This window comes from Klenkia soli (assembly GCF_900103975.1).
GTDB lineage: Bacteria > Actinomycetota > Actinomycetes > Mycobacteriales > Geodermatophilaceae > Klenkia > Klenkia soli.
The window spans coordinates 26,434-39,600 of sequence record NZ_FNIR01000015.1 but is presented as its reverse complement, the minus strand read 5'-3'; the positions used below and the strand labels follow the sequence as shown (position 1 = coordinate 39,600).

Here is a 13,167-nt window from a genome sequence, read left to right as displayed (position 1 = left end):
CCAGTGTGCAATGAGCCTAGATTGCACACCAGTGTGCAACTGACTCCGAGGAGACAAGACCATGACTGCAGCCCCCGTCCGCCCGTTCACCGTCCAGATCCCGGACGCCGACCTCGACGACCTGCAGCACCGGCTCGCCCGGACCCGTTGGCCGGACCCCGAAACCGTCGACGACTGGTCGCAGGGCGTCCGCAGCGACGCCCTGCGTGCCCTCGTCGACCGCTGGCAGCACGGGTACGACTGGCGCCGGTTCGAGGCGGACCTGAACGCCCACCCCCAGTTCCGCACCGAGATCGACGGGATCGACGTCCACTTCCTGCACGTCCGCTCGCCCCACCCGGGAGCGCTGCCCCTGCTGCTCACGCACGGCTGGCCAGGATCGGTCGCCGACTTCCTCCAGCTCGTCGGCCCGCTGACCGACCCGACGGCCCACGGCGGGGACCCCGCCGACTCCTTCGACGTCGTCGTCCCGTCCCTGCCCGGGTTCGGGTTCTCCGGCAAGCCGACCCGGACCGGGTGGGACCTGGCACGCACGGCCCGGGCCTGGGCCACCCTGATGCGGCGACTGGGCTACCAGGAGTGGGCGGCCCACGGCGGTGACTGGGGCGCCGCGGTCACCACCGCCCTCGGGGCAGCGCGACCGGCGGGCCTGCTCGGGGTCCACCTGAGCACGCAGTACGTCTACCCCGCGGTGGCCCCCGACGTCCTGTCGCCCGAGGAGCGCCGGTCGCTGGACACCCTCGCGCACTACACGGGCGAGCTCGGCGGGTCCAACCACCTGCAGGCCACCAAGCCGCAGACCGTCGGGTTCGCCCTGGCCGACTCCCCGGCCGGCCAGGCGGCCTGGATCTACGAGAAGTTCCAGTCCAAGACCGACAACGCCGGCCGTGCCGAGGACGCCGTCGACCTCGACACGATCCTGGACCTGGTCTCGCTGTTCTGGTTCACCAACACCGGGGCGTCCTCGGCCCGGATCTACCGGGAGAACGGGACGGGCGGACTGGCCGGGCCCCGGCTCGACCTGCCCGTGGCGGTGACCGTGTTCCCGCGCGACATCCCGCTCCCGCCGCGCAGCTGGATCGAGGCCACCTACCCCGGCCTCGTCCACCACGGGCAGGCTCCGCGCGGGGGCCACTTCGCCGCCCTCGAACAGCCCGGCTTCCTGGTCGAGGAGATCCGCACCGGCCTGCGGGGCCTCCGCCGGCCGCGCGCGGCTCAGGACGCCGGCGCGGTCAGGTCGTAGACGGTGACGCCGTCGACGGTCTGCGCCGTGCAGGTGGCCGCCACCCACTGCGTGATCTCCGACGCCGAGCCGTCGCCGCCCCGGCCCTGCCCGGCGCCGATGAACCAGTGCACGTCGCCGGCGGCCACGTAGGCCTGGAACTGGGCCAGCGTCGGGCTCGGGTCGCTGCCGGTGAACCCGCCGATGGCCATGACCGGGTCACCGCTGACCAGCTGGTAGACCGCCGACGTCTGGGAGCCGACCGTCGCGGCCGCCCAGCGGTAGGACCCGGCATCCTGCTGCAGCAGCGCCACGACCTGCTCGGAGGCGCTGCCGCCGCCGAACCCGCCCTGCCCACCGCCGGCCGCCCCTCCGGGAGCGCCGGCCGCGTCGCCGTCCGTCCCGCCGTCCGTCCCGCCGGGAAGGCCGGTCGCGCCGCCGCCCGGTGTCGCCCCGTCGGCCCCGTCCGGGCGTCCCGGGAACCCGCCGGACGGCGCGCCGCCCCCACCGCGCCCGCCGCCGAACCCGGAGGTCCCCCCGCTGACCGTCGGCCCGGCCGTGGGGATCGACCCGGTGTGCGCCGTCGCGACCGTCTGCACCGAGTAGGCCGCGGGCCCGGCCAGCGCGGCGAGCAGCGCCACCACCACCGCCCCGCGCCGCAGGCCGGCGCCGAACCGGCCGACGAGCAGGCCCGCCGCGGCCAGCAGCCCGCCGACCAGCACGACCCACCGCAGCCACGGCAGGAACTCGGCGCTGCGGCCGAGCAGGACGAAGGACCACACCGCCGTGAGCGCCACCGTCGCCGCCAGCACCGGCGGGCCCGTGCGCGGTCGGTCCCCGACCAGGGCCACCCCGATGCCGACCAGCGCGGCGATCGCCGGCGCCAGCGCCACCGTGTAGTAGCCGTGGAAGGTGCCCGCCATCAGGCTGAACACCAGCCCCGTCACCAGCAGCCAGCCGCCCCACACCAGCAGCCCGGCCCGCACCGGGTCGGTGCGCGGGCGTCGCGCCGTCCAGACCAGACCGGCCACGAGCGCGACCAGCGCGGCCGGCAGGAACCAGGCCACCTGGCCGCCGAGGTCGGCGCCGACCAGCCGCAGCAGGCCGGGTGTGCCGGTCTGCGGCCCGCCCTCGCCGCCGGACAGCCGGCTGATGCCGTTGTAGCCCAGGGCCAGCTCCAGCACCGAGTCGTCGGTCGACCCGCCCACGTAGGGCCGGGAGTCCGCGGGCCACAGCTGCACCACCGCGACCCACCAGCCGCCGGCGACCAGCATCGCCGCCCCGGCGGCCAGCAGGTGGCCGAACCGGCGGCGGAGGGCGCCCTCGGCGAGCACGAGGTACACCAGCGCGAACCCGGGCAGCACCAGGAACGCCTGCAGCATCTTGGCCAGGAACGCGACCCCGACCAGGGCGCCGGCCAGCACCATCCAGCGCAGCGCCCGGGGGCTCTGCAGCGCCCGCACCAACGCGTACCCGGCCGCGGTCAGCAGCAGCACCAGCAGGGCGTCGGGGTTGTCGTACCGGAACATGAGGACGGCGACCGGCGTGAGCGCCATGACCGCACCGCCCACCAGCGCCGCCCCGGGACGCCCCGTCGTGCGGCGGACCGCGGCCACCACCAGCGCGACGGTGCCCACCCCCATGAGCGCCTGCGGGACCAGCAGCGCCCACGGGTTCAGCCCGAACAGCCGGACCGACAGCTCCATGACCCACAGCGAGGCCGGGGTCTTGTCGACGGTGATGGCGTTGCCGGCGTCCAGCGAGCCGAAGAAGAACGCCTTCCAGCTCTGCGACCCGGCCTGCACGGCGGCGGCGTAGAAGTCGTTGCCGTACCCGTTCGCCGACAGGCCCCACAGGTACAGCACGGCCGTGCCGGCGAGCAGGCCGGCCGTCGACGGGCGGACCCACCGCGGGCGCGGCGGGCGCGCGGCCGGGACGGAGGTCGGCTGGTCCAGGAGTGCGGTGGTCACCGGCCCACGATCGGGGGCCTCCCTGGAACCGGGCCCGGTGCGCGCTGTGCCTCCCCCGTGCGGGTGGGCCGGTCAAGGAGGACCTGGTCGGTGCCGAAAGGACGGGCGAGGGGCGGTGTGCGCCCCCGGGGACGGACGGGTGATGGACGTGTTCACGGGCCGGTGGGTCCGCGGTGCCGGGTGGTCGGCCGCGTTGCCCGGCTGGGACTCCGCCCGCACCCTCGTCCTCGTCTTCGGGCCGTCCGCGCTGGTGGACGAACCCGACCACGCGGGACTGGCCGATCTCCGCCGCACGTACCCGGTGGCATCGCTGGCCGGCTGCTCGACCGCGGGCGAGGTGCTCGGGGCCGAGCTGTCCGACGACACCCTGGCCGTGGCCGTCGTCCGCTTCGCCACCACCCGGGTCGTCGTCGAGACCACCCCGGTCGAGGGCCGCGGGTCCGACGACGTCGGCCGGCTGCTGGGCAAGCGCCTGGCCGAGTCCGGCGCCGACCTCGCGCTGGCCCTGGTGCTCAGCGACGGCCTCGCGGTCAACGGCTCCGCTCTCGGGCGGGGCGTGTCGGAGACCGTGCCGGCCGGCGCGCTCGTGGCCGGCGGCCTGGCCGGCGACGGCCCGCGCTTCGCCCGCACCTGGGTCCTGGTCGACGGCGTGCCCCGCGCGGGTGCGGTCGCCGCGGTCGGCCTCTTCGGCGCCGACCTCGAGGTCGGCCACGCCTCCCGCGGCGGCTGGTCGCCGCTGGGCCCCGAGCGGCTCGTCACCCGCTCCGCCGGCACCGTGCTCCACGAGCTCGACGGCCGCCCCGTGCTCGACCTGTACCGCGAGTACCTCGGCGACCTGGCCGACGGGCTGCCCGCGACCGGCCTGCTGTTCCCGCTGGGGGTGCGGCTGCTCGACGGCTCCGGCCGCGAGGTGGTCCGCACCATCCTGGGCGTCGACCACGACACCCGGTCGATCACCTACGCCGGCGAGATCCCGCAGGGCGCGACCGCCCAGCTCATGCGCAGCACCACCGACCGCCTCGTCGACGGCGCCGAGGACGCCGGGCAGCAGGTCCGCCGGGACGCCGACGCCGGTGACTCCCTGGCCCTGCTGGTCTCCTGCGTGGGACGACGGCAGTACCTGGGCCAGCGCACCGAGGAGGAGCTGGAGGTGGTGGTCGAGGCGTTGGGCCCGCGCACCCCGGCCGTCGGCTTCTACTCCTACGGCGAGCTCACCACCCTGCCCAGCGGGGCCTGCCACCTGGAGAACCAGACGATGACCGTGACCGTGTTCGGCGAGCGCCCCCGGTCGGCGGCATGACCGCGCACCGGCTGCTCGCCCGTCAGCTTCGTCGGCTGGGCATCGCGGACCTCCCGGACCGCGAGCAGTGGGCCGCCGTCCTCGAGGTGGTCGCCCGCACCTACGCCGAGGTCGACGACGAGCGCTACCTGCTGGAGCGGTCCATCGACATCTCCTCGCGCGAGATGCGCGGGCTGCACGACGAGCTGCGCCGGCAGGCCCACCAGGACCCGCTGACCGGGCTGCCCAACCGGGCGGCGCTGGTCGGCCGGCTGGAGCGGGCCCTCGCCCGCGCCCGGGACGGCGGGCCGGGCGTGAGCGTGCTGTTCTTCGACCTGGACGGGTTCAAGGCGGTCAACGACCGGCGGGGGCACGCGGCCGGCGACGAGCTGCTCGTGCGGGTCGGGCACCGCGTGCGCGCCTGCCTGCGCGCCGACGACGTGCTGGGCCGGCTGGGCGGGGACGAGTTCGTGGTGGTCGGCGCCGACGGCGGCGACCGGGCGGGTGCGACGTCGCTGGCCGCCCGGGTCGTCGAGGCCGTTGCCGTGCCCTTCGAGCTGACGTCGGGTGCGGTCCGGGTGACGGCGAGCGTGGGCGTGGCGGTGACGGGGACCGGGCGGGACACCGCCGACGGCGTGCTGCACCGTGCCGACGAGGCGATGTACCGCGCCAAGGCCGCCGGCGGCGGCCGGTGGACCCTGGGCGGCCCGGCGGAGCTGCTGCCGGGCTGAGGGTGCCGCCGGCTCAGCTGCCGGGCGCCCGCTCGTCGCGCACGTGGAAGCGGTGCCACAGGCCCGAGAGCTGCAACGGGCGGGCGACGACGGTGCTGCCCACCAGCAGCTCGAGCTCGGAGCCCCGGCCCTCGAGCATGCGGTGCAGCTGCACCACGGTCGACAGCCCGGCCGAGTTCAGGAACGTCACCGGCTTCATGTCCAGGAGCAGGTGGGTCGGCGGGTCCTCGCCGAGGAGGAGGTCCGTGACGGCCCGGATCACCGGACGCCGGGCCTCGGCGGTGAACTCGCCGGTGACGGTCACGCGGACCGTGCCGTGGCTGGTCCGCTCGACCGCCACCTCGGGGACGGGGGACTCGGTGGCGGTCGGCGGCGGATCGGTGGGATTCGTCACCAGCAGCCCCTACCCGCAGCGGCGACGATCAAGCGTGCGGGGTCAGCGCTCGTCGACCAGCATGCCGTCGGCGTCCACCTCGAGGTCGCTGTCCGGGTCGACCGCGACCTCGGTGGCGTGCGGCAACCGCACGGTGAAGACGGTCCGGCCGGGCTCGCTCGCGACGGCGACGGTGCCCTCGTGCGCCTCGACGACGGCGCTGACGATGGCCAGCCCGAGCCCGGTGGACCCGGCCTGCCGGGACCGCGAGGAGTCGCCGCGGGCGAACCGCTCGAACACGTGCGCCAGCAGGGCCGGCGGGATGCCCGGGCCGTCGTCGACGACCTGGACGACGGCCCAGCCGTCCTCGCTGCGCAGCCGCACCGTGGCCGTGGTGCCCTCGGGGGTGTGCGTGCGGGCGTTGGCCAGCAGGTTCGCCAGGACCTGGTGCAGCCGGGCGCCGTCACCGGGGACGACGACGCCGACGTCGGGCAGGTCGACCCGCCAGCGGTGGTCGGGGCCGGCCACGTGCGCGTCGGAGACGGTGTCGACCACCAGCGCGGCCAGGTCGACGTCCTCGGTCACCAGGTCGCGCCCGGCGTCCAGCCGCGCCAGCAGCAGGAGGTCCTCGACCAGCACCGACATGCGCACCGCCTCGGACTCGACCCGGCGCAGCGCGTGCCCGACCTCGGGCTCGACGTCGGTGTGCTGCCGGCGCACCAGCTCGGCGTAGCCGCGGATGGAGGCCAGCGGGGTGCGCAGCTCGTGGCTGGCGTCGGCGACGAACTGCCGCACCTGGGTCTCGGACGCCTGGCGGGCCGACAGCGAGGTCTCGACGTGGTCCAGCAGCCGGTTGAGCGCCGTGGCGACCTGGCCGACCTCGGTGCTGGTGTCGGTGTCGGCCGGCGGCACCCGCTCGGCCAGCTGCACCTCACCGGTGGACAGCTCCAGCTCCGACACCCGGGTGGCGGTGGCCGCGACCCGGTCGAGCGGCCGCAGCTGCCGCCGGATGACCACGGTCGCGGCGCCGGCGGCGGCCAGCAGGGCCAGCAGCCCGGCGAGGGCCTCGACCAGGATCAGCGAGTGCACCGCCTCGTCGACGCTGTCCAGCGGCAACCCGGTCACGACCAGGTCGCCGTCGGGGGTGGTCGCGCCGACCACGCGGTACTCGCCGAGCCCGCCGCCGACGTCCACGGTGGTCGCCGACCAGTCGCCGGCCACCCCGTCCAGCGCGGCGGTCTGGGCCGACGTCAGGGCGAGCTCCGAACCGGAGCGCTGGATGACGGCGGAGTACGTGCACACCCCGCCCTCGAAGCTCGCCACCAGGGTGCCCTCGCCCTGCCCGGGCGGGTACCCGCGGTCGGAGGGGCCGCTGCCGCCGGGTTCGGTCGGCCGGTCGTCCAGGTCGCCGGCGTACTGCTCGGTCCGCGACCCGGCGCCCTCGAGGCGGTCGTCGACCTGGCGCATCAGCTCGTGCCGCAGCACCGTCGTCGACACGAAGGCCACCAGGGCGAGGACGACGACGGTGGGCACCAGGAAGGCCACCAGCAACCGCGCCCGCAGCGAGAGCCGCCGACGGGGGGCGGTGCTCGGTGCGGGCGCGGAGGGGCCGGTCATGGGTCCTGTCAGACGGCGGCCGGCTTGATCACGTAGCCGGCGCCCCGCAGCGTGTGGATCATCGGGGTGCGACCGGCGTCGATCTTGCGGCGCAGGTAGGAGATGTACAGCTCGACGATGTTGCCCTGGCCGCCGAAGTCGTACTGCCACACGCGGTCCAGGATCTGGGCCTTGGAGAGCACCCGCTTGGGGTTGCGCATCAGGTAGCGCAGCAGCTCGAACTCGGTGGCGGTCAGCCGGATGTCGTCACCGCCGCGGGTGACCTCGTGCGACTCCTCGTCCAGGGTGAGGTCGCCGACGACCAGCAGGCCGTCGTCGGCCACCACGCGGGAGGTGCGGCGCAGCAGGCCGCGCAGCCGGGCGGCCACCTCCTCGAGGGAGAAGGGCTTGGTGACGTAGTCGTCGCCGCCGGCGGTGAGCCCGGCGATGCGGTCCTCGACGGCGTCCTTGGCTGTCAGGAAGACCACCGGCACCAGCGGGGAGTCCGCGCGCAGCCGGCGGAGCACCTCCAGGCCGTCCATGTCGGGCAGCATGACATCGAGCACGACGGCGTCGGGGCGGAAGTCCCGCGACACCTTGACGGCCTCGGTGCCGTCGGCGGCGGTCTTGACGTCCCAGCCCTCGTAGCGGAGGGCCAGGGAGAGCAGCTCGCAGATGGAGCGCTCGTCGTCGACGACGAGGACCCGCAGCGCGCTGCCGTCGGGGCGGGTGAGCTGGGCCCGGGAGCTCGAGACGGGGCGGGCGTCGATCGCGGTCATGGACATCACTGTGGGCCCCGATCCTGCGTGCTTCCTGTGAGCTGTCCAGGAAGTGCCTGTCGCGCCGCGGTGCGGGGCCCAGGCGTGGACGCCCGCTCCAGGAGCAGGGCCCGCGCGGGGCAGGCGGCGACCGCACGGCGGGCCGGCCGGTGCAGCCCCGCCGGCAGCTCCCCGGCCGTGAGCAGCGGGTATCCCCACTCGTCGAGCCGGACCACCTCGGGGAGCAGGTCGGCGCAGGCGCCGTGCCCGGTGCACGCGATCGGGTCCACCCGCAGCCGCTCGCTCACCGGGTACCGCCCGGCACCGGCAGGAACGGCGCGGAGGACGGCGCGGCGGTGCACCAGCCGGCGGCGTGCGCCGAGAGCTCGGGCGCGAAGACCCGCAGGGCGCTGGCCACGAACCGGACGCTGCCGTCGGGGTGCGAGCAGGCGCCGCGGCCCACGACCAGGCCCGACCAGCGCTGCACGTCCTCGAGCAGGCCGCGGCGCGGGGGGCCGGGCCGGGCCAGCAGCTCCAGCGCGGCGGCGATGCGGGGCAGCCCGTTCAGGCACGGGCCGCACTGCCCCGCCGACTGCTCGGCCAGGTAGCCGACCACCGACGCCGTCTCGCGCACCCCGCACCGGTCGCCGGGCAGGGCGGCGAGCACGCCGGCGCCGAGGGCCGCGCCGACGGAGGCGAGGCCGGCCCGGTCCAGGGCCACCTCGGCGGCGACCGCCGTGGGCAGCCAGCTGCCGTGGTAGCCGCCGACCAGCACGGCCTGGGTGCCGCCGTGCAGGGGCAGGACGTCGCCCAGCCGTGCGTGCAGCGGCACCTCCGCGACGTCGACGACGCGGCCGTGCGGCCCGGCGGTGTGCCGGGTGACCAGGGTGTGCCCCGCCGCGGCGTCGCCCCGGGCCAGCAGCGCCAGCCGGGCGAGGGTCTCGACGTTCTGCACCAGCGTCGGCCGGCCGCCGACCCCGCGCTCGCGCACCGGGGGCACCTTCGTGCGGGGCAGGGCCGGGCCGCCGTCGACCGCGGCGACCAGCGCCGACTCCTCCCCGGCCAGGAACCGGTCGGGCAGTGCGACCAGCCGCACGCGGCCGCGGTCACCGCGCTCGGCCAGCGCCCGGTCCAGCCCGGGCAGGGCGGCGGACCCCGCGGCGAGCACCACCGTGCCCGCCCCCAGGTACCCCGCGGCCAGCTGCAGGCCGTCGAGCACCAGGTGGGGGGAGCGGGACAGCAGGGTGGCGTCCTTGGCGGCCGCGGGCTCGCCCTCGCCGCCGTTGCCGACCACCACGGCCGTCGTCCCGGCAGCGCGGGCCGCCTCGGCGACGGCACGCAGCTTGCGGGCGGCGGGGAAGCCGGCACCACCCCGGCCGGTGAGGTCGGCCGCGACCCCGGCCAGGTCGGGGACCGCGGTGAGCGGACCGTGCGCAGCCAGGTGCGCGGCGAGGGAGGGGTCCCCGGTGCCGAGCAGGCCACGGGTCAGGGGAGGGGCGCTCATGGCGGTCACCTGTTCCGGAAGGCGGCCGCGGGGCGGCCGGTGGCGAGGGAGGTGCGGGCCAGGGCCAGGGCGTCGGCGGCCCGGTCCTCGGCCGGTCGGGTGCGCAGCCGACCGGAGAGCGCCACGGCCGAGGCGACGAGGACGGCGACGGCGCAGCCGACCGCCCCCGCGAGCACCCAGCCCGAGCCCAGGTCGGTGCCCGCGCCCAGGCCGTGCACGAAGGCCAGCGGCCACAGGGCGTAGGAGGTCAGGTGGACCCCGCGCCAGACCCGGACGGGCAGCCGGCCGCGCAGCAGGCTGGTGACCACGACCAGCGCGGTCAGGTCGATCGCGAGCGTGCCCAGGCCCACCCAGAAGGTCTCGTACCCCGAGACGAAGGGCACCACGGTGTCCAGCCAGCCGATGCTGACGTAGCCGTCGACGACCGCGCTGACCACGTGCACGACCAGCAGCACCGCCGACACGAGCGACACGTTGCGGTGCAGGCCGACGACGCCGAACCGGGCGAACCCGGGCAGGCGGCCCTGCCGCCGCACGACCACGCCCAGCACGATCGTCAGGGTCATGAGCAGCAGCGAGACCAGGCCGGTGGCCCGGTTGAGGTACCAGAGGAAGGCGCCGTCCGAGAGCACGCTCACGACGGCCACCCACCCACGGTCAGGACGTCGCCGGCGTCGGTGACCAGCCGGGCCGGCAGCCCCAGGCCCTCGAGCCACGGCACCGCGGCGTGGGCGCGGACCACGGCGGCGGTGCTGACCGTGTTGGCGTCGGTGCAGCTGCCGGCGGCGACGCTGACCGTCCGCCAGGCGGGGGAGGCGGGCAGCCCGGTGCGCGGGTCGAGCACGTGGTGCACCTCGACGCCGCCGCGCTGCCAGCGCCGGGCACGGGTGCCCGAGGTGGCCAGGCCGCCGTCGGTCAGCGCGACCACGGTCGACCCGGCCGGTGCCGGGCCGTCGGGGTCGCCGGTGACGTCCTCCACCCGCACCCGCCAGCCGCCCTCGGGGGCTGGTCCGGCCACCGCGACGTCCCCGCCGATGGAGACCAGGACGCCGCTGCCGGTGGCGGCGGTGATCGCGGCGGCCGCCCGGTCGGCGGTCCACGCCTTCGCGGTGGCGCCGAGGTCCAACCGCACCCCCCAGGGCACCCGGACGCGGTCGCCGTCCAGCTCGACGGTCGTCCAGCCGGCCACCGGTGCGAGGACCGGGGGCACGGTGCCGGGGTCGACGGAGTCGAGGTCCCGGTCGTAGCCCAGCGCGACCATCGCGCCGCCCACGGTGGGGTCGACGTCGCCGTCGGTGAGCCGGGCCGCGCGCAGGGCCACGGCGAGGGCCTCGGCCAGCACCGGGCTGACCGTGGTCCACCGGCCGGTGGCCAGGCCCGACAGCTCGCTGTCGGCGCGGAACCGGCTGCAGGCCAGGTCGACCGCGGCCAGCTCGGCGGTGAGGAGCGCCCGTGCCGCCGGCAGGGCATCGGGGTCGGTGACCGCCAACCGGACCCGGCAGGTCCAGGCGGTCCAGTCGGCGGTGCCGACCGGGCGGTCGCGGACGGCGGTCACGACCCACCGCTCGACGCGTGGGAGCCGCCGCCGGAGGAGCCGCCGAAGCCGCCGGGGCGAGCGGGGTGCTGGTCCCGCTCGCTCGTGCTGCCCGACGTCCCGGTGGTGCTCGCCGTGCCACCGGTCTCGGCGGCGGCCGCGGGGTGCTCGGCCGCGACGACGACGGTCAGCGCACCGGTGGCGACCAGGGCGCCGCCGGCGACGGCGGCGGTGGCCAGGCGCAGCCGGCGGGTACCGGCGCGGCGGGGGTCGTTCGGGTCCACGGGTCCTCCTCGGGTGACGAGGAGGACGGTGCGCGCCGAGCCAGGGAGGACCCGGTGGGGAGGATGTGCCGATCCTGTGGACCGGCAGCTGCAGTGTGTGTGGCCAGGGGCGGGGTCGAACCGCCGACCTCTCGCTTTTCAGGCGAGCGCTCGTACCGACTGAGCTACCTGGCCCGCTGCCGGCATCCGCGGACGTGGTCCGTGGACATCGGTCGGCGACCCTGACGGGACTCGAACCCGCGACCTCCGCCGTGACAGGGCGGCGCGCTAACCAACTGCGCTACAGGGCCTTGCTGGTGGTGCTGTGCTGCTGTGGTGCGTGCCCCCAACGGGGTTCGAACCCGTGCTACCGCCTTGAAAGGGCGGCGTCCTGGACCACTAGACGATGAGGGCTCGTGCTCGCTGGAGGCAGGAGGAACCATACATGGCCGCCCCGGCCCCCGTGACGAGGGGGGCCGGGGCGCGCCGTGGAGGGCTCAGTCCCGGGTCACCGAGGTGGCCGCGACCGGGTGCTCGACCGGGTCGGCGACGGGCTCCGCGCGGTACTGCTCGATGTACTCCTCGGGGTCCTTGTCGTAGGTGATCCCCTCGCCGGAGTCGTGCGCGTAGCGCCAGTCCAGCCAGCGCAGCGCCAGCTCGGCCCGCAGCTCGACCGAGGCGTTGCGGCGGAAGTCCGGCAGCGCGTCGTGCTCCTCCTCGGCCAGGTGGTCGTCGTTCTCCTCGCGGGCCTTGCGCACCGCGGTCCACCAGGCCTCGGTGCCCGGCTCCTCCTTGCCCGCGGCAGCCACGGCGTCGCGGATCTCGTTGTGGTCGCCGATCGCGTCGTCGGTCTCGTCCACGACGTCGCCCTCGGTGGCGTCGTCGTCGCCGGAGTCGCCGTACTTGAGCAGGTAGGGGTAGAACACCTCCTCCTCGCACGCGGCGTGCACGTCGAGCAGGCGGGCCAGGCCCTTCCAGATCAGGCCGAGCGCGCGCGGGTCGTCCCAGACGTCGTCGAGCAGGGCGAACTGGCGGCGCATGGTGTGGTGGTCCTCGAGGACCAGGTCGGTGACGTCGAGCACGGGGGACCTTCCAGGTGATGGGCGGGACCGCGGAGATCTCCCCGCCGCCCACCGGGTGCAAACGGCAGGGCAGCCTCACCTGTCCGGGCGAGGTGTCCGCGTGCCGCTCTCCCGGTCCGGGCTCGTGGGCTGCCAGGGTGCTCCCATGCGCCGCTCCGCCCTGGCCCGTGGCATGACCGCCGTTCCGCTGTCCGCCCTGGTGCTGCTCGCCGGGTGCGGGGGCGGGGACACCGACGAGACGTCGTCGACCGGCACCGCCGCGTCGTCCACGACCAGCGCACCGTCGACGGCCCCCAGCACGACGGCCGCGCCGCCGTCCGGAGCGGCCACCGGCACCGACGGCCCGACCGGTGCGGCCACCTTCCCCGCGGACACCTCCCCGGACTCCGCGCCCGCTGTGGCCGGCGACGGCCCGACGGTGGTCACCGCCGCGCGGGTCGCGGAGCAGGACGGCTTCACCCGGCTGGTCCTCGACATCTCCGGCACGGCGACCCCCGGGTGGGACGTCGCGTACACCGACACGCCCACCCAGGAGGGCAGCGGGACGACGTTGGAGGTGCCCGGCTCGGCCTACCTGCGGATCACCCTCACGGGCGTCACGAACCCCTACGAGGCCCCGGGCGTGGCCGAGCTCGCGTCGGGCAACCAGGCGGTGCAGAGCGGCTCGGTGCTGGGCGTCTACTACGACGGGGTGTTCGAGGGCCAGGCGCTGGCCTACGTCGGGCTGGACGCCCCGCACCCGTTCCGGGTCTACGCGCTGAGCAACCCCACCCGCGTCGTGGTCGACGTCCAGGACTGACCGGGTCACCGAACCCCCACCACCCCGGCGCGCACCCGGCTGGTCGTGCACTTCCG

14 protein-coding genes and 3 tRNA genes are annotated in these 13,167 nt (G+C 76.1%); 4 read left to right on the top strand and 13 right to left on the bottom strand.

All coding sequences use genetic code 11. The features are described from left to right. Positions 1-61 precede the first annotated feature (61 nt). Positions 62-1,243, top strand: a complete 1,182-nt coding sequence (locus BLS67_RS20460; protein ID WP_091249200.1) for an epoxide hydrolase family protein — start codon at positions 62-64, stop codon at positions 1,241-1,243. On the opposite strand, the gene BLS67_RS24830 is transcribed toward BLS67_RS20460, so the two are convergent. Then, positions 1,216-3,192, bottom strand: a complete 1,977-nt coding sequence (locus tag BLS67_RS24830; protein WP_091249198.1) for a mannosyltransferase YkcB-related protein — start codon at positions 3,190-3,192, stop codon at positions 1,216-1,218. The two genes, BLS67_RS20460 and BLS67_RS24830, sit on opposite strands and share 28 nt — an antisense overlap. A 142-nt stretch (positions 3,193-3,334) precedes the next feature. Between BLS67_RS24830 and BLS67_RS20450 the strand changes: the two genes are divergently transcribed. Continuing rightward, entirely contained in the window at positions 3,335-4,492 is a 1,158-nt protein-coding gene (locus BLS67_RS20450) for an FIST signal transduction protein (protein WP_091249441.1), read from the top strand. Further along, on the top strand, positions 4,489-5,202 hold the full coding sequence (locus tag BLS67_RS20445; protein ID WP_091249195.1) for a GGDEF domain-containing protein: 714 nt from the start codon (positions 4,489-4,491) through the stop codon (positions 5,200-5,202). Before BLS67_RS20450 ends, BLS67_RS20445 begins: the two co-directional genes overlap by 4 nt. Positions 5,203-5,215: 13 nt before the next feature. Here BLS67_RS20445 and BLS67_RS20440 read toward each other — a convergent pair whose 3' ends face one another. From BLS67_RS20440 to BLS67_RS20385, 12 genes are all read right to left on the bottom strand, one after another. Further along, positions 5,216-5,596, bottom strand: a complete 381-nt coding sequence (locus BLS67_RS20440) for an STAS domain-containing protein (RefSeq protein WP_242654235.1) — start codon at positions 5,594-5,596, stop codon at positions 5,216-5,218. Positions 5,597-5,638: 42 nt separating this feature from the next. After that, entirely contained in the window at positions 5,639-7,192 is a 1,554-nt protein-coding gene (locus tag BLS67_RS20435) for a sensor histidine kinase (RefSeq protein ID WP_091249192.1), read from the bottom strand. Positions 7,193-7,200: 8 nt separating this feature from the next. Further along, positions 7,201-7,950, bottom strand: a complete 750-nt coding sequence (locus tag BLS67_RS20430; protein ID WP_091249435.1) for a response regulator transcription factor — start codon at positions 7,948-7,950, stop codon at positions 7,201-7,203. 5 nt (positions 7,951-7,955) lie between these two features. Further along, positions 7,956-8,219, bottom strand: a complete 264-nt coding sequence (locus BLS67_RS25015; RefSeq protein ID WP_423221515.1) for a ferredoxin — start codon at positions 8,217-8,219, stop codon at positions 7,956-7,958. 14 nt (positions 8,220-8,233) lie between these two features. Continuing rightward, on the bottom strand, positions 8,234-9,433 hold the full coding sequence (locus tag BLS67_RS20420) for an NADH-ubiquinone oxidoreductase-F iron-sulfur binding region domain-containing protein (RefSeq protein WP_091249188.1): 1,200 nt from the start codon (positions 9,431-9,433) through the stop codon (positions 8,234-8,236). A gap of 5 nt (positions 9,434-9,438) precedes the next feature. Further along, complete coding sequence (locus BLS67_RS20415) at positions 9,439-10,071, bottom strand: ferric reductase-like transmembrane domain-containing protein (RefSeq protein WP_207500763.1); 633 nt, start codon at positions 10,069-10,071, stop codon at positions 9,439-9,441. Further along, positions 10,068-10,988 carry an FAD:protein FMN transferase gene (locus tag BLS67_RS20410; protein ID WP_091249182.1) on the bottom strand — a complete coding sequence of 307 codons (921 nt, stop codon included), beginning with the start codon at positions 10,986-10,988 and terminating at the stop codon, positions 10,068-10,070. Before BLS67_RS20410 ends, BLS67_RS20415 begins: the two co-directional genes overlap by 4 nt. Further along, complete coding sequence (locus BLS67_RS20405; protein WP_091249179.1) at positions 10,985-11,251, bottom strand: hypothetical protein; 267 nt, start codon at positions 11,249-11,251, stop codon at positions 10,985-10,987. Before BLS67_RS20405 ends, BLS67_RS20410 begins: the two co-directional genes overlap by 4 nt. Before the next feature lie 100 nt (positions 11,252-11,351). Beyond that, positions 11,352-11,425, bottom strand: a tRNA-Phe gene (locus BLS67_RS20400). A 42-nt stretch (positions 11,426-11,467) separates the two neighbouring features. Next, positions 11,468-11,541, bottom strand: a tRNA-Asp gene (locus tag BLS67_RS20395). A 30-nt stretch (positions 11,542-11,571) separates the two neighbouring features. Continuing rightward, a tRNA-Glu gene (locus BLS67_RS20390) sits at positions 11,572-11,644 on the bottom strand. Between the two features lie 83 nt (positions 11,645-11,727). Further along, on the bottom strand, positions 11,728-12,312 hold the full coding sequence (locus tag BLS67_RS20385; RefSeq protein ID WP_091249176.1) for a hemerythrin domain-containing protein: 585 nt from the start codon (positions 12,310-12,312) through the stop codon (positions 11,728-11,730). 145 nt (positions 12,313-12,457) lie between these two features. On the opposite strand from BLS67_RS20385, the gene BLS67_RS20380 reads away from it, so the two are divergent. Further along, a complete protein-coding gene (locus tag BLS67_RS20380) occupies positions 12,458-13,111 on the top strand; it encodes an AMIN-like domain-containing (lipo)protein (protein ID WP_131801805.1) in 654 nt (217 codons plus the stop codon). Positions 13,112-13,167: the final 56 nt, after the last annotated feature.

Excerpts from the sequence above, each read along its gene's own strand:
- BLS67_RS20460 (WP_091249200.1), top strand. The coding sequence starts at position 62 with ATGACTGCAGCCCCCGTCCGCCCGTTCACCGTCCAGATCCCGGACGCC.
- BLS67_RS20450 (WP_091249441.1), top strand. The coding sequence starts at position 3,335 with ATGGACGTGTTCACGGGCCGGTGGGTCCGCGGTGCCGGGTGGTCGGCC.
- BLS67_RS20445 (WP_091249195.1), top strand. The coding sequence starts at position 4,489 with ATGACCGCGCACCGGCTGCTCGCCCGTCAGCTTCGTCGGCTGGGCATC.
- BLS67_RS20435 (WP_091249192.1), bottom strand. The coding sequence starts at position 7,192 with ATGACCGGCCCCTCCGCGCCCGCACCGAGCACCGCCCCCCGTCGGCGG.
- BLS67_RS20430 (WP_091249435.1), bottom strand. The coding sequence starts at position 7,950 with ATGACCGCGATCGACGCCCGCCCCGTCTCGAGCTCCCGGGCCCAGCTC.
- BLS67_RS20420 (WP_091249188.1), bottom strand. The coding sequence starts at position 9,433 with ATGAGCGCCCCTCCCCTGACCCGTGGCCTGCTCGGCACCGGGGACCCC.
- BLS67_RS20380 (WP_131801805.1), top strand. The coding sequence starts at position 12,458 with ATGCGCCGCTCCGCCCTGGCCCGTGGCATGACCGCCGTTCCGCTGTCC.